Genomic DNA, 19,253 nt, shown 5'->3' on the forward strand with positions numbered 1-19,253 from the left:
AAAAAAGAAGGATTAGCTACGTGGTAATCTAATTTTTTTCTCTACACTTTGACGATAAATCACGATAGTGTGACCAATCGATTGTAGTTTAGTAGCACCAGTTTCACGTACTATTGCATCAAAAATTAGCGCTTTAGTTTCACGATCGTCAGTAGGAACTTTTACTTTAATCAATTCGTGAATTTCTAATGCACTTTGAATTTCCATTACTACGCCTTCGGTTAAACCGTTAGAACCTAGTAAAACTACGGGCTTAAGACTATGTGCTTGACCCTTTAAGAACTGCTTTTGTTTGTTTGATAATGTCATGTTTATACAAATTTTGCTGAATATGGCTTGAATTAAGGGTATTCTACCGCCATCTAAAGAATATTACTAATTAGTTGCGTGTTAATTTATGACAAATAAAAAACAGTCAGCCAGTTCACAGCGATGGCTGAAAGAACATTTTGATGATAAATATGTTCAAGAAGCGCAAAAAAAAGGCTGGCGTTCTAGAGCGGTTTTTAAATTAGATGAAATCCAGAACAGAGACAAATTACTTCGTCCAGCGATGACTGTTGTTGACCTAGGCGCTGCGCCTGGTAGTTGGTCACAATACCTAGCTGAAAAAGTAGGTGATAAAGGTCAAGTTATTGCGTGCGATATACTTCCTATGGATTCATTAGCGGGTGTTGACTTTTTGCAAGGTGACTTTCGTGAAGAAGCTGTATTAAGTGCCTTATTAAAACGTATTGATGGTAAAAATGTTGATGTGGTATTGTCTGACATGGCACCAAATATGAGTGGTAACAACTCAGTTGACCAAGCTGGTAGTATGTATCTAGTTGAGCTTGCATTAGATATGTGTAATCAAGTATTGAAGAAAAATGGTGCATTTGTTGTTAAAGTATTCCAAGGGGAAGGCTTTGATCAATTCCTGCAAGATGTACGTAATAGTTTTAAAATAGTAAAAATACGCAAACCTGATGCCTCACGTGCCCGTTCTCGGGAAGTATATATAGTAGCGAGCGGATACAAACTATAGTACAGTTACTTGGCGTTTAGTTGAATTTACATTAATTGGATACAAGAGGTTAACCCCTTGAGCGATATGGCGAAAAATTTAATACTATGGCTGGTAATTGCAGTTGTGCTGATGTCAGTCTTTCAGAGCTTTAATGGTGGCGATCAAGTTGATCGTCAAACGAGTTACAGTCAATTTGTTAAAGATGCCCGAAATGGCTCTATACAAGAAGTTGCAATAGAAAGTACGAGTGGAACAATTACTGGTACTAAAACGAGTGGCGAACGTTTTCAAACGATTATGCCTATTTACGATAAAGATATTTTAAATGATTTACTTAAAAGTGATGTAAATGTGAAAGGGGTTAAACCCGAGGAACAATCATTTTTAGCAAATATATTTATTTCTTGGTTCCCAATGATACTGCTTATTGGTGTATGGATATTCTTCATGCGTCAAATGCAAGGCGGTGGTGGTAAAGGTGCGATGTCGTTCGGTAAGAGCAAAGCGCGCTTGATGAGCGAAGATCAAATTAAAACAACGTTTGCTGATGTAGCCGGTTGTGATGAAGCGAAAGAAGATGTTACTGAATTAGTAGATTTCTTACGTGACCCATCAAAATTCCAAAAGTTAGGCGGTAGCATTCCTAAAGGCGTATTAATGGTAGGTCCTCCAGGTACGGGTAAAACCTTACTTGCAAAGGCTGTTGCTGGTGAAGCAAAAGTGCCATTCTTTACAATTTCAGGCTCAGACTTTGTTGAAATGTTTGTTGGTGTTGGTGCATCACGTGTACGTGATATGTTCGAACAAGCTAAAAAAGCATCACCTTGTATTATCTTTATAGATGAGATTGATGCCGTAGGTCGTAAACGTGGCGCAGGAATGGGCGGCGGTAACGACGAGCGCGAACAAACACTTAACCAAATGCTAGTAGAAATGGATGGTTTTGGTGGTAACGAGGGTATTATCGTTATTGCAGCAACAAACCGTCCTGATGTATTGGACCCAGCATTACTTCGTCCAGGTCGTTTTGACCGCCAAGTAGAAGTTGGTTTACCAGATATTCGTGGTCGTGAACAGATTCTTAAAGTACATATGCGCAAAGTACCTTTAGGCGATAACGTAGAAGCTGCTTTAATTGCTCGTGGTACTCCTGGATTTTCAGGTGCTGATTTAGCTAACTTGGTAAACGAAGCAGCCCTTTATGCTGCTCGTGGAAATAAACGAGTTGTTAGCATGGCTGAGTTCGATGCCGCTAAAGATAAAATTATGATGGGCGCTGAGCGCAAAACCATGGTAATGAGCGAGCAAGAAAAAGCAATGACAGCTTATCATGAAGCTGGTCACGCGATTGTAGGTCGCATGGTGCCAGAGCATGATCCAGTGTATAAAGTGTCTATCATTCCACGTGGTCGTGCACTAGGTGTAACGATGTACTTGCCTGAGCAAGACCGTGTAAGTCATTCTAAAGAGCTTCTAGAGTCAATGATTTCTAGCCTTTATGGTGGTCGTATTGCTGAAGCACTTATTTATGGCGCAGATAAAGTAACAACGGGTGCAAGTAATGATATTGAACGAGCAACAGATATAGCTCGTAAAATGGTTACGCATTGGGGTTTAAGTGAAAAACTTGGTCCATTACTTTATGCTGAAGATCAAAATGAAATGTATATGGGTGGCGGTGGAAGTCGCGCATCAAGCATGTCAGATGATACAGCTAAAGTGATAGATGCTGAGATTCGTTTATTCTCAGACCGTAACTACCAAAGAGCAGAAGATATATTAAAAGAAAACATTGATATTCTTCACTCGATGAAAGACGCACTGATGAAATACGAAACAATCGATGCTAAACAAATTGATGATTTAATGGCACGTCAACCAGTTCGCGAACCTCGCGATGCGCATGACCGTCATGAACAAAAATCAGAAAAAGTAGATGTTAGTAAAGATAAGGTTGTTGATGATAGCGAAAGTCAAAAACCTACAGATTTATCAAAAAAAGATGATACAAATCTTGATGATAAAGATGATACAAATCTTGATGATAAAGATGAATAATCGTTAAAGTAGTAAATTAAAAGCCCCGAACTTCGGGGCTTTTTTTGTATGGATTTAATTTAATATCCTAATTATTCGTTAGGGTTTTGCTTAATTGCTATAAGAATACAAAGGTTAGCAATGAATGACTTACTAAACCTCCCTCACGGGCGCACTCTAAATTTAACTAACCCTGTGATAATGGGTATATTAAATGTGACACCAGATTCATTTTCTGATGGTGGAGAGTGCTTAAATATCAATATAGCGCTTGAACGTGCAATGCAATTACTTAATGATGGTGCACTGATTTTGGATATTGGTGGAGAGTCGACTAGACCCGGTGCTCCCGATGTAAGTCTTGAAGATGAACTGGCACGTGTTATTCCTGTTATAAAAGCAATACGCAATAAAAGTGATTGCGTAATATCTGTTGATACAAGTAAAGCAGAGGTAATGAGGCAGGCTATTACAGCTGGGGCTGATATTGTAAATGACGTTAGAGCTTTACAAGAACCCGGTGCATTAGAGGTTGTAGCGCAGTTTGAAAATGTAGCTGTTTGTTTGATGCACATGCAAGGGCAACCACGTAGCATGCAATCTTCACCGCATTATGATGATCTATTAGCTAATATTAGTGGTTTTTTTAATAAGCGCATAATTGCCTGTAAAACAGCAGGGATTAAGCTAGAACAGCTTATTTTAGACCCAGGTTTTGGATTTGGAAAAACACTTAGCCATAATTATAAAATTTTAGCTAAGTTTGATGATTTTAATAAGTTTGGTTTACCATTGCTTGCAGGCTTATCTCGTAAATCGATGATAGGAAACTTATTAAATAGAGAAACAAATGAACGGTTAGCGGGTAGTTTAGCTGGCGCATTAATCGCAGCACAAAATGGCGCTAAAATAATTCGAGTACACGATGTTAAAGAAACAGCTGATGTACTTGGAGTATTACGAGCCTGTGAACAAGGGGTTTTATAATGAAAGAAAGAAAATATTTTGGTACCGATGGTGTTCGTGGGTTAGTTGGAACCGCACCAATTACACCTGAGTTTGCTATGAAACTAGGCTGGGCAGCAGGACGTGTTTTATCTAAAAATGGAACTAAAAAAGTTATCATTGGCAAAGATACACGTATTTCTGGTTATATGCTTGAAACCGCAATTGAATCTGGTTTCATTGCCGCTGGAATTGATGTTGTATTACTTGGGCCAATGCCAACTCCGGCAATTGCCTATTTAGCGCAAACTTTTCGCGCTGAAGCTGGTGTTGTTATCAGTGCTTCACATAATCCATATTATGATAACGGTATTAAGTTTTTTAATGGCAACGGCTTAAAGCTTGATGATGCAGTTGAGTTACAAATAGAAGCCATGCTAGATGAGCCAATGACGTGTGTTGCCTCAGATAAATTAGGTAAAGCGAGCCGATTACCTAGCGCTGATGGACGTTACATTGAATTTTGTAAAAGTCAGTTTCCTCAAGGCTTATCGCTAGAGGGTTTAAAGATTGTTGTTGATTGCGCTAATGGCGCAACTTATCACATAGCTCCTTCTGTTATGCGAGAGCTAGGTGCAGACGTTATTACTTTTGCATGTGAGCCAAATGGTGTAAACATTAATCACGAATGCGGTGCTACTCATGTAGACACTTTAAAACGTAAAGTACTTGAATTTAAAGCTGATGTAGGTATTGCCTATGACGGTGATGGTGACCGTGTGATGATGGTTGACCATAATGGTCGTGTTTTTGATGGTGATGATTTAGTTTATATTATTGCCTGCCAAGCCGCTCAAGATGATAACTTAGGCGGTGGTGTAGTTGGCACCGTTATGTCGAATATGGGTTTAGAAAACGCCTTGAAAGCGAAGGGAATTGAGTTTGCTCGCAGCAAAGTAGGTGACCGATATGTTATGGAACTACTGCAACAAAAAGGCTGGAAAATCGGTGGAGAGAGCTCTGGACATGTTCTCAACCTTGATTTAATAAGTACCGGTGATGGTATTATTTCGAGCTTACAAGTATTGGCTGCTATGGTTGCACAAAATCGCACGCTTCAAGATTTAGGTGCTGGTTTTACCAAGTATCCAATGAAAATGATAAATGTGCGTTATACCCCAGGAACAGATCCAACTAAAGCAAAAGAAGTGCTTGCTGCTGTTGCTCAAGTTGAAGAATGTTTAGGTGATAAAGGGCGTGTTTTACTTCGTAAATCAGGCACTGAACCTGTTGTTCGTGTTATGGTTGAAGCAGAGCAAGAAAAAATAGTAATAGATAGCGCTCAAAAAATTGCGGATGTTGTCGAATCTATGAGCAAACAAACTGATTGATAACAATAACCTCTTGTAACTTTGGGTGAGAAAAGTTAATATCTCGCCCGTTTTCTAATGTGGAGTGGAAAAATGGCAATACGCAAAGCGATGGTCGCAGGCAACTGGAAAATGAACGGTTCTTTAGAACTTGTTAAACAAATGTCTGAAGCTATTAACAGTGTTAAATCTCAAGAGATAAACATTGTTTTATTTCCTCCGTTCCCATTAATATCGGCACTTATTGCTAGTGGTGTATCTACAGGGGCACAAACTGTTTCTGAAAATAAACCAGGTGCTTTTACTGGCGAAGTTGATGCTCAACTTATTAAAAATTTAGGCGCAGAGTATGTTTTAGTAGGACATTCTGAGCGCAGAAGTATTTATAACGAAAGTAATAATACTGTAGCCGAAAAGTTTGCACGAGCTCAACAAGTTGGCTTGACACCTATTTTATGTGTAGGCGAAAGCGAAACTGAGCAAGAGAACGGTCAAACTGAGCAAGTAGTTGCTGCGCAAATTGATGCAGTAATTGAGAAATTAGGTGTAGCAGCACTAAAAGATTCTGTGATAGCATACGAGCCCGTTTGGGCCATTGGCACAGGTAAAACTGCATCGCCGGAACAGGCACAAAACGTTCACAAATTTATCCGTGACAAAATTGCTGGATTAGATAGCGGTTTAGCACAAGGGCTTTCCATCTTATATGGTGGTAGCGTAAATGAAAAAAATAGCGAATTATTATTTGCACAAACAGATATAGACGGCGGCCTAATTGGTGGTGCTAGTTTAAAAGCAGATTCATTTACTGCAATCTGCAAAAGTGCAAAAGGAACCGTATAAGATGTACGAAATTTTATTAGTAGTTTATTTAGTAGTGGCTTTAGCTTTAGTTGGCATGGTTTTAATCCAGCAAGGTAAAGGCGCAGATATGGGTTCTTCATTTGGCGCTGGTGCTTCTGGTACCGTTTTTGGGTCGTCAGGTGCTGGTAACTTCATGACAAAAACAACCACAAGCTTAGCAACTGTATTTTTTGTTTTAAGTATTGTGCTAGGTAACCTAACTGCAGGTCAAATTAAACAGACTGATGAGTGGGAAAACCTACAAGACGCACCAGCAGTTGAAACAGTTGTTCCTGTTGAAGAAGATGTTCCAGTAACATCAACTAAAGAGCAAAGCTCTGACGTGCCAAACTAATTTAGTTAAAACTAATAGTTAAACGATTTATATTCCTCAAATAAATCATTAAAGTTTAGCGATAAAGATATTACAAATGCGGATGTGGTGGAATTGGTAGACACGCCACCTTGAGGGGGTGGTGCTTTAGGGCATGGGGGTTCAAGTCCCCCCATCCGCACCAAATTTAGAAACCAGTAACAGTGATGTTACTGGTTTTTTTGTATTTTAAATAACATGATTTTAATATCAGTTATTAATTTTATTTAGATTTTTTTGACACCAAAGTAGTGCTTGTTGTTTATTTTTTACAGATATTTTTTGATAAATTTTATGTAAATGAACTCGCACTGTTGCTTCACTAATAAATAAGCTATCTGCGATTGCGGATGAGTGTAAACCAGAGAATAACAAGTTCAGTACTTTCATTTCTTTAATTGTTATGTTGTTTGATTGCAATGCTGTTTTTTGTTCATTCTTAAGCATCTGTCGCATCCAACTATCAGTCACTGCTCTTGGAAACCAAAGCTCACCTCTTTCAATCGCTTTTAAACCTTGTTGGAAAAGTAATTTATCAGCACCTTCATAAAATATCCCTTTCAAATTTGGCCACTCTTTTAACTCTAATAAATCACCGTTTTTAGGAACGTTAAATATCATCAATCCGGAATGACCGTTTTCTGCCATGAATTTACTTACAAGTTCATAATTAGTAATAGTATTCAAAGCACTATAATTAATTAATAGTATATTGTAGTTTTGCGCTACATAAAGTAACGACTTATAATCTGGAGCATTTAAGCTCTCAATATTCTTATTATTGATATCCATAATATTCTATCCATAGATTAGTTTTAATTGCACATTCCTGTTTTTTTGTGAGTATTAATGAGTATACAAGTAGTTTTTTGTTCTGTTATTGTACTTTAATTGAACAGTGACTAGTATTTATTTAGAACTTTAAATTGAAGTTCTTATTTATAGACCTTTACTCTAATTGTTTTAAAGAGAAGCAAGATAAAGGATAGCGATAATAAATTTAAAAACTAACATACTCAGTACTATTTATTTGGTAGTAATTTTATATCGTTATGCTCAAATGATAATTTACAAAATTGCAATTGTTACTTTGTGTTGTTTTTATTTTAAAGGTATTTATACATTCACTCACAAATTTGTCATATAATAACCTTCCAGAGGAAAGATGCTTTTTAGCGTCTTTTTTTATGTTTAAAATTTATATTATCTAAATATAAACGCATAACAAATCATACGATATCCTTTGGTGAATACTTTGAAACTACGCAACCTCTCACCGTTAAGCCTAGCAATTCTTGCTGCACTAACTACATCAGTAAATGCTGAGGAAATTAAAACAACAGCAAAACAAGATGCGTTTGAGAAAATAGAAGTAACAGCCCGTAAACGCACCGAGAGTCTGTTTGAATCTCCAACTGCTATCACATCAATTGGTGCAAATCTTATTGATAAAGCCAATATGAGTAATTTAGAAGATATTGGTAAGTATGTCCCTAATTTAAATATTACACGCTATGGCGTTGGTAACTCGGCTCATGCCTCGGTATTTATTCGAGGCATTGGTCTGCAAGATCATATAATTACAACAGATCCTGGCGTAGGTGTTTATTTAGATGGTGTTTATCTGGGTCGCCAAATGGGTTCTAACTTATCTTTACCAAATGTTGAACGTGTAGAGATTCTTCGTGGTCCTCAGGGAACTTTGTACGGGCGTAACACTTTAGGTGGTGCAGTAAATGTAATTACAAAGCAGCCAGGTGATGAGGGCATTATTACCACTACAGCAAAGGTTGGCAGCCGTGGTCGTATTGCTGGCGATGTATATTTTAACAATGCACTAAACGATGACATAAGTATGTCAGCAAGTGCATCATATAAAACTCGAGATGGTGTAGGTGAAGCTGTCAATTTAGCAAATCCAGAGAAAGAAATTGGCGAAGAAGAAGAGTTTAGCGGTCGTGTTGCAATTAAGTGGCAGGCAAGCAGTGATTTAGCTCTTACTTTCTCTTTGGATGGTGTTGATAATGAGTCAGGTCAATCTCCATATACTATTGAGCTAACTGAGCCATTGGATTCGAATGACGTGTTTAATGGAGATTTCCCATTATTAACACAAGATTTAATTCCATCTGATCCTGATGATTTAGGCACAACTGTTGCTGGCATTGAATCTACATCATACTCAGGTTGGGGAACATCGTTTACAGCTGATTGGGCGATTAACGATACTTACGCTGCAAAGTTTATTTCAAGCTACCGTACTTCTGAATACGAAGGTGGACTTGATGATGATGCATCGCCACTTAATTTATCAGAGTTTCCTGAAGAGGGTGGTGCTGACCAGTATTCTTTTGAAATACAGTTAAATGCTACGTTTGAGAATATGGACTTTGTGTCTGGTCTTTATTTCTTTAATGAAGATGGATTTACGCGTTCAGGACCATTTGTATTTAGCCCGTTTAATACACCAAATAGTTTATTAAATGATGGAGTAACCCCATCATTTGGTGGATATGGAAATTTTGAAATTAATCAAGAGACTAACTCATACGCCGCATATATAAATGCAAGTTACGATTTAACTGATGATTTAACACTAGGCGGTGGATTACGTTACTCTCAAGACGAAAAAGATGCTGATGCTATTTTTCCATCATTCCCTGCGCGTAAGTATGTAAGCGCCGATTTTGATGCCGTTACTTGGGATATAAACGCTTCGTATCAACTCAGTAATGATATGAATGTGTATGGTCAAATTCAAAAAGGTTATCAAACAGGTGGCTTTCCACCGCGTCCATTTGGTGGTCCCGACCAATTTACTTCATTTGATGAAACTAAAGCAATTAACTATGAAGTTGGTTTAAAAGGTCAAGTACACGAAAATGTATCTATGATGCTTGCCGTATTTGTTACTGATTACACTGATTTAGCATTACCTTTTTCAGATCCAACAGCCGGTGGTGGTTTTGTTACTATTGTTGAAAATGCAGGTCAATCTAAAGCACAGGGCATTGAGCTTGAAACAACTGTTGCAATTACAGACGACTTTACAATTCGAAGCGCAGTGGGTTACCTAGATTCTGAAATTACAGACGTAGCAGACGGTGTACAAGGTATTGGTAAAGGTGATTCACCAGCATTAACACCTCGTTGGACTGTAATGATTGCACCTTCTTACTTTATGGATTTAAGCAATGGGGGCACTTTGGCACTAAACGCTAATTACTCATACCGTAGTGATATGCAAGGGCAGTCAGTTTATAACGAAAGTGAAACAATAGATTCACGCGAGCTTGTTGGTTTTAATATTTCTTATACTAACCCGTACGGCGATATGGAAGTAACGCTTTATGGTGAAAACGTATTTAATGAAATATACGACGTAGGACGTTTACAGCAATCAGGTTTTGTAGGGGTAATGCGTAGTAACGATCGTAGTGAATTTGGTTTAAAATTCAAAAAAGACTTTGAACTTAACTAAAACAAAAAAAGGGTAAGCCATGGCTTACCCTTTTTATTAGAAGTTAAATTAACCTTCTTTTTCATCTTGACGAGCTTGCTCTATTTCATCAGCAATTTCTTGTGCTTTTTGTTTTGTTTTTTCAGTCAATTCGCCAGCTGCTTCTTTGCTTTTAATCCATGCATCAACAGCAATTTCTTTACCGTCATCGTACATGTCTAAGCCCATAGCTTTACTTTGGTCTAATAACTGGTTTAGTGATTCATCAGTTTTAAGCTCGTGTGTCGTCTCTTTTACGTCTTCCCATGCATCACCAAGCTTTTCTTGCATTTGAGCGCTTTTGTCTTTTGCATCTTCTTTTACTTCACTCGCATCTTCACAACCAGTTAATGTAATTAAAGTGCCTAATAAAGCTAAACCTGCTAATTTATTCATGTGTTATCCCCTTTAGAGACTAATAATTAATTCGAGACGGACTATACAAGAATGAAAATGAACACACCTGTAACAACAAGATTAAATTTTAAATTAATGAATGAACACGATTGGCCTCAATTGTTTGAGCTCGATCAAGACCCTGCTGTAATGCAGTATTTAACGCGTGGTGTGCCAAGTACATTAGCTCAAATAAAAAATGAAGGCATTCCTCGCATGCTTGCTTATCGAAATGAAGATAAAGGGTGGGGGCTTTGGCAAATTACGACAAAAATAAATAATACATTTATTGGTTGGATATTAATAAGACCTATGGATTTTTTTAGTGAAACACCTCGCTTTAATAATATTGAAATAGGATGGCGTTTTAAACAAGCAAGCTGGGGTCATGGCTACGCTACAGAGGCTGCATTAGCATTGTGCGACGAGCTTGTTAAAAACAATGAAGTTAAAGCAATAAGTGCTACTGCTATTGTAAGTAATACGGCTTCTATAAAAATAATGAAAAAATTAGGTCTACAATTTATAAAAAACTATTCACATAAAGACGAGCAAGGGAGTTTACCTGCGGTGCTTTATTCAAAAAATGTTCAATGATGATTAAATTGACAGTATAAATATTGACCTGCACATAAGTGGCGTGCATTAATATGAGTAACTAAAAATAATAAGTTAAGGATATTCAATGGGATTGTTTTTCTCTCGACGAAAATTAATTGTCAAAAGTGTATTTATTTTACAGCTCACCGTATTTAGCGCGGTGGCACAGCCTTTACCTCAAAGCGCAGTTGCTATGCCGGATTCGTTTAGTGCTGATTCGGCTAAAAGTATATTAGAGCAAGGAGGCAATGCAATTGATGCGGCTATTACTGCGCAATTTGTACTTGCTGTAACGTTACCCGAAGCCGGCAATATTGGCGGTGGTGGTTTTATGCTTATTCAAAAAGATGGTGAAGGTGATTTTATAGATTATCGAGAAACAGCACCATCAGCAGCTCACCGTGATATGTACTTAGATGAGCAAGGTAACGTTATTCCTGATAAATCAATATATGGTATTCATGCCAGTGGAATACCAGGCAGTGTTGCGGGTATGTGGCTTGCTCATAAAAAGCATGGCACGCTTGAGTGGAAAACGTTAGTACAACCTGCAGTTACTTTAGCTGAAAAAGGCTTTGTGGTTCCGCCAAAACTAGCAAAAGGCGTTAGCGAGTATATAGCTTATTTAAAAGAGCAAAAAATAAACGTAAACTTTGCAAACTATTTTGCAGATGTAAAAGCAAATACCACGTTTAAACAACCAGAGCTCGCAGCTACACTAAAGCGTATTCGCGATAACGGTCAAGATGGTTTTTATAAAGGCGAAACCGCAAATATTATTGCTAAATTTATGCATCAGCACGGTGGCATAATTAACCAAGATGATTTAAAAAATTATACCGCTAAATCACGTACACCTATTAAAGCAAGCTGGAATGGTTACGAAGTCCTTACATCGCCGCCGCCTAGTTCAGGCGGTATTGCTATTTTACAATGGCTTAAAATGTATGAGTTACAAAAACCTAAAGTGGGCTTAGCGCATAACTCTACACAATATGTGCATTTATTGTCTGAAATAGGTAAACGTGTATTTGCAGATAGAGCAGAGTATTTAGGCGATCCTGACTTTTTTGATGTACCGGTAAAAGCGCTAACTAATATTAACTACCTAAAAGGTCGTAGTGATGGTATTTCGCTAACAGCTATTTCAACGACAGAAAACATTAAACCAGGTCTTAAAGAAAGCGAGCAAACCACACACTTTTCAATTATTGATAAAATGGGTAACGCTGTTGCAAACACGACCACAATAAACTTAGGTTTTGGCAGTGGTGTGGTTGTTGAAGGGGCTGGCTTTATTTTAAATGATGAAATGGACGATTTTAGCGCCAAACCAGGTGTTATGAATGTGTTTGGTGCAATTGGTGGTGAAGCTAACGAAATACAGCCACACAAGCGTATGCTTAGCTCTATGACACCTACAATACTACTTAAAGACAATACAGTTAAAATGGTAACTGGCTCGCCAGGTGGAACAACAATTATTAGCTCAGTTTATGAGTCTATTTTAAATGCGGTAGATTTTGATATGAGTGCAGAGCAGGTTGTTAATAGCCCTCGTTTTCATCATCAGCTATGGCCTAAAAATATAATCAGAGCACACAAAGGGTTAACTAATAAAGTAAAAAAAGAACTTATGAAAATGGGTTACACCATAAATGAGAGCCACTTTGGTGATCTACAAGTTATTATTAATAACGACGGTAAGTTAGATGCAGCATCTGAAGCATCTGGGCGTGGCAAGTCGATAGTATTTTAGATTTAGTGAATTAAAAATTAGTTATAAAAAAGCCGCTTAGTAAATACTAAGCGGCAAACATCTTATAACCAACGAATAGCGCCAGTAACGCGTTCGTTATACATATTAATTGGTGCACCAGCATTTGCTACTAAAATAGTATCTGCTTGTGATCCTCTATTAATATGCCCTTCAAAGCGGTCATCTCCAAAGCTATCATCGCCAAACCCAAACGATTTATTTTCAGACGGAACAATAAATACAGTCATGGGTCCAAAGTCTGATTCAAAGACTAAATGCAGGCCTTTCTCACCTTCAAAATCACAAAACATAGCATAAGTAACTTTACCAGGAAGTTCATCAATATGACCGCCTAGTATCGCTAATTTGTCGTTTACACTTTGTAGGCTAATAGGTTCTTTTTTATCAAGAGAGCTAATTTCGTAATAAACGTGGGTAAGGGCATGCTCACCAGCTTCGTTCACTATGTTTTGCTCTGCGCTAAAAAAGAAAGCGCTAATTGCCACTACAAAAGAAGCGGCTAATCCTAAATGTACGCGATCAAACTTAAAACGCGAACGAGCATCAACTACATTATCACCTGTAGCTTGCTCTTCTTGAAGTGCTTTTTCTTTTAACGATGTATTTAAAAGAATGCGATCCGCAAGGTTCTCAGGTACGGGTATATCTAAAGCATCTTGAATATATTTATCAAAATCTTTCATATCACTAATAAAACTTTGTCGCTCTTGGTTATTGTTTGCAAACTCCATGAGCTCCTTGTCAATGTCGTTTGGCTGCGCAATAGTGCGGCGACGAAACTCAAGTTCATCCATTATTTTGATGCCCCTTTAAGTTGTTCATCATCACGGCTTAAAGCCTCTTTAAGTTGATTTCTAGCACGGTATAAGCGAGTCATTACCGTGTTTTTATTTAAATTAAGTATGCCTGCAATCTCTTCACCAGAGCAGCCCATTACAACTTGAAGTAATAAAGGCTCTCGGTATTCATCTGAAAGCAGTGCAATCTGGCGCTGAATAACCGTTTGTTCCATTTCATCATCTAACGAGTGGCTCGTTTCATCAACAAGCGTATCGTTTTCTACATCACTGTAATCAAATTGCTTACGCTCAAATCTGCGTGCATTCTCCCTGCGTAAAATAGTTAATAACCATGGTTTAGCTGCTTTTTGATCCAATAAAGAATCAAGTGAACGCCAAGCACGTAAAAACGTCTCTTGTACTAAATCGTCTGCTATGTGTGGATCACGACATAACCAATAAGCGAAGCGGTAAAGCTCCTTATTGTAAACGTGGACCAAGGCTTCATAACGTTTTTGTTTCTCTGCCATATTGATTAAGACCTGATTATTTGATTTATTCTTTCCAAGCATAAGTACTTTTTTAGTTAAAAATTATTATTTAATGCATGAAAGACCTGCATATATCAAATATTAATGATAAAGGTCTTTTAATACAGCTTGTTGCGACTCTAATGCTTGAGCATGATATTTTTCAAGTATTTTAATAATAGCATTAAGATCAGCATTTGTTGCTCTATTACTATAAAGCTGTGCCTGTAATTGAGTTATATGGTTATTTAACTCATCATTATTTATGATACGGCATAGCTCATCAATTGCGCCCGTATCTTTGTGTGTATGTAATACCGCATAGTTATTTAGTTCATTGTAAAAGTCTTTAGCATCTTGCTTTTTCGCTGTTGCAGTAAGTCTTTTTAAACTCGGCTGTTTAAGCGTGTTATTACTTGAGGGTATATTTTTTTCATCGTTTTTAGTAGAACGGGTTAACCAAAAATAAATTACAGTCGCAATCCATAAAATATAACCTAACACAGCAATAACTATTAGCCATATAGGTGTTTCACTTTGAGTTTGCACTGATTGCGAATTTATTATATCCGCATTGGTATTTTGCGGCGAGTGTGAATTAGCTATATTTTGCTGATTATTTTCAACGGGTGGATTAGCTGAGGTACTACTTGGTATTACTGTAATAGTGCGCTCAGGTAAAGTTGCGTAGCTAATGCGGTTTGTTTTAGTGTTATACCAAGGTAGTTTTATTTCTGGGAGTGTATAAGTACCTGCTCTTTGCGGTAATAACGCATAAGATGCTGTTTGCTGTGATACAACACGCCCATCACGAACTGCATTGTTATTTTCTTTTTCATCAGGGTAGCTGCGAATTCCATCAATAGCTGGCATTGCTATTTCAGGGAGTTGCTCTTTAGTCACACCAAGTGCCGTTAAAGTAATTGTGCGAGTGATAGGAGTACCTACTTCTACAGTATTATCTTTAGGTTGCCATTGCTCATCTAAGTTAACTAATTCGCTTGGTAACCATGCACCTTTATAATTACTTGGAATTGGCTTGATTTCTATTTGTTGCTCATCACCTAACGCAGATACTTCTAATTGACGATAATTTTGTTGTACACGACCTTGAAACGCAGGGCCTGCAATTGTATAAACACCGCTTTTTTGTGGTTGAATTAAATATTCACGAGTAATTACTAAATAACGTTTACCATCCACAAGTTCATAACTTTCGGTTTGCTTACCTAATTGCGTCAGTTGAGCATCTTCCATGCTTGGCGTACTTAAGCTGCCATCAAGTAACTCTTTAGCTAAATAAAGCTTAATGGTGTAAACACCAGCTTCTTGAACAAATAACGAATTGTTAGAAAGTGAGGTTTTTAAAAAAATATCATTGTTTTTATCCGCATCAACGTCACGTTTAGATACTTTTAAATTAATTGGTTGTGATGTAAGCCCTGCAACGCTAAAAGCCGGAATGGTATATTCACCCTCAGCGCGAGTCATTAATTTAACAGACCACGTTGTTTGTTTATTAATGCTGCCATTGATAACGTTAGTACGCGAACTCAAACTAGTAGGACCTACAACAAAGTCTTTTAATAATGCTGATGTATCTGGTTGCTCACCTCTAACCGTATCGTCAACAGAGATGTTAAGCATAAAAAATTCACCTGCTAAAACAGGATTTTTATTAACACTGGCTTCTAGTTTAGTTGCAGCCCATGAAGGCATAACACTCAATAATAATAAACAGTAAACTAATCGCATTACCATGATTTTTCTACTCCTGCAGGGCGACGTTTATATTGTCTTTTTTGGGCTTCTAATTGCATTTTATTCCGTAATAAAATAGCCGGATCATCCGGAACTTTTCTGAGTAATTGATTAAGTTGTTGAGCTTTTTCTTTCTCTTCGTTAGTCAATTCGCTAGCTTGTGCTTGCATTGCCTGCTGTTGAGCATTTTGCTTTTGCTCCTCACTAGCAGGTTGCTCACTCATAGCTTGAGGAGTATCTGTTTGCTGTGCATCGTCTTCAGGGTTTTTAGCATCTTCATTTTGAGCCTGGTCAGTTGGCTGCTCTGCTTGCATATCAGGTTCATTTTGCTTATCTGATTTATCACCAGATTGATTTTCTGACTGCTCGCCTGATTCATCTTGCTGCTCTGATTGCTCAGCATCTTGATCAGATTTATCACCTTGTTGATTTTCACTCTCTTTAGGCTCACCTTTTTCACCATCACCTTTTTGTTGATCTTGCTCAGATTGATCATCTTTTTGCTGCTGGTCTTGGTCGCCTTTTTCGCCATCATCTTGAGAGTCATCATTTTTTTCATCTTGTTTGTCTTGCTGCTGATTGAGTAGCTGCTCAACAAGTGCCTGATTTTCAGAAGCTTCGGTAAAGTCATTTTGCAAAGCTTGAGCCTGTTTATATGCCTCAACTGACTCTTCTAATTTACCTGCCTTGGCAAGCGCATTGGCATAATTATAAAAACCAGTTGCTGATTTATCGTTACTAAACTGATTTATAGCGGCTTCGTAATCACCTTGTTGATACAGAGCAGAGCCTTTTAATTGGGTTGATTGAGCTGCACTTGCACTATCGTAATCTTTATTTTGATAAGCATCGAGCGCACGTTGATCGGTGTTTTTTAAAAGTGATGGAAGCTCTACAGCAAATGCGTTTTGTTGTGGTAAAAAACTAAAGATTAAAAAAGCACCTACCAAAGCAGATCGTCTAAACAAATAAAGACCAAGTGGTAATAAAAGTAATAAACCATAAATACCTGCATCTATTCTCCAAAGGGCGTGGCTTTGTTTTTCATCTTTTAAAAGCTCGCTATTATTACTAGGAGAAAATGTGGCTATGTCGGCACTACTTGGTTGGTAGCTGGCAAATTTACCGCCACTGCTTGTTGCTAAGCTTTTTAATTGTGAAGCGTTTAACTTAGGCACTACTATTTGCCCATAAGTATCTTTCAAAAAACCACCTTCAGGTAACTTAATTGGGGCACCTTGGGGCGTACCTACACCATAGATACTTAATCGATATTGAGTTTTGTTAGTAAAATCGGTTACTTCGCTCAACTCTTGCTGCTCAATACCGTCGGTTACTAAAATAATATCGCCATCTACATAGCCTGCTTGTGTTAACAGTTCTTTTGCCATATCAAGCCCGGCTAAAACGTTTGAGCCTTTATCAGGCATTATTTCAGGGCTTAAACTAGGAATTAAATTTGCAAGAGTGGTGGCATCATTCGTTAAAGGGGAAATAGTATAAGCTGTACCAGCATAAGCTATTAAAGCGGTATCGCCTTCTTTAAACAAATCAATCATATCAAGCGCTTTAAAACGCGATTGTAATAGTCTGTTTGGTAAAATATCAGTGCTGTACATAGAGTACGACATATCCATAACAATAACGCGGGCACTTTTGCTCTGAAACACAGGAACTTGTTTTTTCTCAAAGCTAGGTCCCGCACTAAATAAAATACCTAAGCTACAAAATAGTGCTACTAACCAAAGTGGTTGGTTAGTTTTAGTATTTGATTCGCTCATAATAAACTGGGCTAAGTGCGGTGCTATTAAATGCTCGCTTGTTGTTTTTTTATGTTTAATTAATGCGACAAAAAACAACGCTATTGCGGGTATCAAAAGCCACAAAACAGCGGGGCGAATAAATTCAAAATCCATTAGCTTGGCTCCTTTAACGCACGTAATGTACTTAACATTACGTTTAAGCTAATAAGTAAAATAGCGATAAGTAACGGGTAGTAAAAAAGAGAGCTTTGTGGGCGAAACGTTTGTTCGTCGGCACTAATAGGTTCAAGCTTGTCGAGCTCAGCATAAATTTGTTGTAAACCGGCTACATCTTTAGCTCTAAAATACAAACCACCTGTTTGCTCTGCAATACTTTTTAATAGACTTTCATCTAAACTACTTCCGCTAGCACCACTCATATTAAATAAACTAAAGCCGCGAGGGTTATCTGAGCCAACGCCAATGGTATACACTTTAATACCTTCTTCGCGAGCAAGTAGTAAAGCTTCTTCTGGTTTTAGGTTACCGGCGGTGTTTTGCCCATCGGTAAGCAGTACAACAATACGATTACTTTTATCTTTATTAGCAAAACGCTTTACTGACAGCCCCAAAGCATCACCAATAGCAGTAGCACGACCGACCAAACCAATTTGTGCTTCACTGAGCATTTTACTTACGGTTTTAACATCGCGAGTCAACGGGGTTTGTAAAAAAGCAGTATCCCCAAATAATATAAGACCGAGCCTGTCACCTTGGCGCTGCTCTATAAAGTCACTTAATACGGCTTTTACCATAGTAAGCCTGTCAACATATTGACCATTGTAAGCCATGTCTTGCTCGGTCATAGAGCCTGACAAATCTACAGCAAGCATTATATCGCGACCTTCATTTGGCATTGATATAGGCTCATCTAACCAAGTGGGGTTAGCCGCTGCAATAACGAGTAACAACCAAATAGCCCATTCAAAAGGACTTAAGCGACGCGCGCCTTGCTCAATACTTTGGTTAGTTAAATTATGTTTAGAAAAGCTTGGTATGCGTAAGCGTGTATTTGTGTTGCTAGCTAGAGGTTTTAATAGCAAAAGTAATAAAGGAAGTGGCAGCAATATAAAAAGCCATGGCCAGCTAAATTCAAACATTAACTCGCTCCTTTATTTTAAATTGTTTAATACTTTGGCGAAGCTTGTCACAAAGTGGTGCATCTTTTTGTTGTACATTATAAAGACTTAAAATTTCTTGTTCGCTAAAGGTCAAACTCGTTAGGGTGGTAAGTGTATTACACCATTGAGCAGTAGATTGTGCAGCAAGACGTTTATCGTAATATTCGATTACTAAACGCTTTAAAATAATATGAAGCTGTTGTGCATCATTTAATTTAAGGCTTAGTTCTATTGCGTAACGTTTTGCTTTATTAAATTGATGCTTTTTATAAAAAATATAAATTGCTGCACACAGTGCCAAAAGTAGTAGCGCAATAATAGCCCACCAAGCAGGAGCGAGTGGCCACCAACTAACTTGGCTTGGCGCTATTATATCGTGCAGTCCATCGAGTGGAGACGTTTGCATGG

The 19,253-nt window shown here is 37.8% G+C and carries 18 protein-coding genes and 1 tRNA gene; 10 read left to right on the forward strand and 9 right to left on the reverse strand.

What is annotated here, in order from left to right:
* Window positions 1-12: 12 nt before the first annotated feature.
* A complete protein-coding gene (gene yhbY / locus GQR56_RS02050; protein WP_024609591.1) occupies window positions 13-309 on the reverse strand; it encodes a ribosome assembly RNA-binding protein YhbY in 297 nt (98 codons plus the stop codon).
* A gap of 88 nt (window positions 310-397) precedes the next feature.
* On the opposite strand from yhbY, the gene rlmE reads away from it, so the two are divergent.
* From rlmE to GQR56_RS02085, 7 genes are all read left to right on the forward strand, one after another.
* Window positions 398-1,027 carry a 23S rRNA (uridine(2552)-2'-O)-methyltransferase RlmE gene (gene rlmE / locus GQR56_RS02055; RefSeq protein WP_024609590.1) on the forward strand — a complete coding sequence of 210 codons (630 nt, stop codon included), beginning with the start codon at window positions 398-400 and terminating at the stop codon, window positions 1,025-1,027.
* Window positions 1,028-1,093: 66 nt separating this feature from the next.
* The gene (ftsH, locus tag GQR56_RS02060; protein WP_166109043.1) at window positions 1,094-3,067 is read left to right on the forward strand and encodes an ATP-dependent zinc metalloprotease FtsH; all 1,974 of its coding nucleotides are present in this window, start codon (window positions 1,094-1,096) and stop codon (window positions 3,065-3,067) included.
* Between the two features lie 120 nt (window positions 3,068-3,187).
* Window positions 3,188-4,033, forward strand: a complete 846-nt coding sequence (gene folP, locus GQR56_RS02065) for a dihydropteroate synthase (RefSeq protein ID WP_166108988.1) — start codon at window positions 3,188-3,190, stop codon at window positions 4,031-4,033.
* A complete protein-coding gene (gene glmM / locus GQR56_RS02070; protein WP_166108989.1) occupies window positions 4,033-5,382 on the forward strand; it encodes a phosphoglucosamine mutase in 1,350 nt (449 codons plus the stop codon). The genes folP and glmM overlap by 1 nt, the downstream gene beginning before the upstream one ends.
* Before the next feature lie 72 nt (window positions 5,383-5,454).
* Window positions 5,455-6,204: a triose-phosphate isomerase gene (gene tpiA / locus GQR56_RS02075; protein ID WP_166108990.1), complete on the forward strand. Its 750-nt coding sequence runs from the start codon at window positions 5,455-5,457 to the stop codon at window positions 6,202-6,204.
* Window position 6,205: 1 nt separating this feature from the next.
* On the forward strand, window positions 6,206-6,559 hold the full coding sequence (gene secG, locus GQR56_RS02080) for a preprotein translocase subunit SecG (RefSeq protein WP_024609585.1): 354 nt from the start codon (window positions 6,206-6,208) through the stop codon (window positions 6,557-6,559).
* Between the two features lie 78 nt (window positions 6,560-6,637).
* Window positions 6,638-6,722: transfer RNA gene (locus tag GQR56_RS02085), tRNA-Leu, on the forward strand.
* 65 nt (window positions 6,723-6,787) lie between these two features.
* Here the strand turns inward: GQR56_RS02085 and GQR56_RS02090 are convergent.
* On the reverse strand, window positions 6,788-7,369 hold the full coding sequence (locus GQR56_RS02090; protein WP_166108991.1) for a LuxR C-terminal-related transcriptional regulator: 582 nt from the start codon (window positions 7,367-7,369) through the stop codon (window positions 6,788-6,790).
* A 463-nt stretch (window positions 7,370-7,832) separates the two neighbouring features.
* On the opposite strand from GQR56_RS02090, the gene GQR56_RS02095 reads away from it, so the two are divergent.
* Window positions 7,833-10,058: a TonB-dependent receptor gene (locus tag GQR56_RS02095; protein ID WP_166108992.1), complete on the forward strand. Its 2,226-nt coding sequence runs from the start codon at window positions 7,833-7,835 to the stop codon at window positions 10,056-10,058.
* A gap of 48 nt (window positions 10,059-10,106) precedes the next feature.
* On the opposite strand, the gene GQR56_RS02100 is transcribed toward GQR56_RS02095, so the two are convergent.
* Entirely contained in the window at window positions 10,107-10,472 is a 366-nt protein-coding gene (locus tag GQR56_RS02100) for a hypothetical protein (protein ID WP_024612281.1), read from the reverse strand.
* Between the two features lie 51 nt (window positions 10,473-10,523).
* Here GQR56_RS02100 and GQR56_RS02105 point away from each other — a divergent pair, with 51 nt between their 5' ends.
* Window positions 10,524-11,069 (forward strand): GNAT family N-acetyltransferase, encoded by a 546-nt coding sequence (locus tag GQR56_RS02105; protein ID WP_166108993.1) that lies wholly within the window; start codon window positions 10,524-10,526, stop codon window positions 11,067-11,069.
* 88 nt (window positions 11,070-11,157) lie between these two features.
* Window positions 11,158-12,831, forward strand: a complete 1,674-nt coding sequence (gene ggt / locus GQR56_RS02110) for a gamma-glutamyltransferase (protein WP_166108994.1) — start codon at window positions 11,158-11,160, stop codon at window positions 12,829-12,831.
* A 62-nt stretch (window positions 12,832-12,893) separates the two neighbouring features.
* Here ggt and GQR56_RS02115 read toward each other — a convergent pair whose 3' ends face one another.
* The 6 genes from GQR56_RS02115 to GQR56_RS02140 are packed head-to-tail and all read right to left on the reverse strand — an operon-like array spanning window position 12,894 to window position 19,251.
* Window positions 12,894-13,646, reverse strand: a complete 753-nt coding sequence (locus tag GQR56_RS02115) for a DUF3379 family protein (protein ID WP_166108995.1) — start codon at window positions 13,644-13,646, stop codon at window positions 12,894-12,896.
* Window positions 13,646-14,203, reverse strand: a complete 558-nt coding sequence (locus tag GQR56_RS02120; protein ID WP_033024481.1) for a sigma-70 family RNA polymerase sigma factor — start codon at window positions 14,201-14,203, stop codon at window positions 13,646-13,648. The genes GQR56_RS02115 and GQR56_RS02120 overlap by 1 nt, the downstream gene beginning before the upstream one ends.
* A gap of 60 nt (window positions 14,204-14,263) precedes the next feature.
* On the reverse strand, window positions 14,264-15,922 hold the full coding sequence (locus tag GQR56_RS02125; protein ID WP_166108996.1) for a BatD family protein: 1,659 nt from the start codon (window positions 15,920-15,922) through the stop codon (window positions 14,264-14,266).
* Complete coding sequence (locus GQR56_RS02130) at window positions 15,916-17,838, reverse strand: VWA domain-containing protein (RefSeq protein ID WP_166108997.1); 1,923 nt, start codon at window positions 17,836-17,838, stop codon at window positions 15,916-15,918. The genes GQR56_RS02125 and GQR56_RS02130 overlap by 7 nt, the downstream gene beginning before the upstream one ends.
* Entirely contained in the window at window positions 17,838-18,824 is a 987-nt protein-coding gene (locus tag GQR56_RS02135) for a VWA domain-containing protein (protein ID WP_024612287.1), read from the reverse strand. The genes GQR56_RS02130 and GQR56_RS02135 overlap by 1 nt, the downstream gene beginning before the upstream one ends.
* Window positions 18,817-19,251, reverse strand: a complete 435-nt coding sequence (locus GQR56_RS02140; RefSeq protein WP_166108998.1) for a DUF4381 family protein — start codon at window positions 19,249-19,251, stop codon at window positions 18,817-18,819. The genes GQR56_RS02135 and GQR56_RS02140 overlap by 8 nt, the downstream gene beginning before the upstream one ends.
* Between the last annotated feature and the right edge of the window lie 2 nt (window positions 19,252-19,253).

The sequence above is a fragment of the Pseudoalteromonas sp. Z9A5 genome (genome assembly GCF_011378875.1).
Taxonomy (GTDB): Bacteria; Pseudomonadota; Gammaproteobacteria; order Enterobacterales; family Alteromonadaceae; genus Pseudoalteromonas.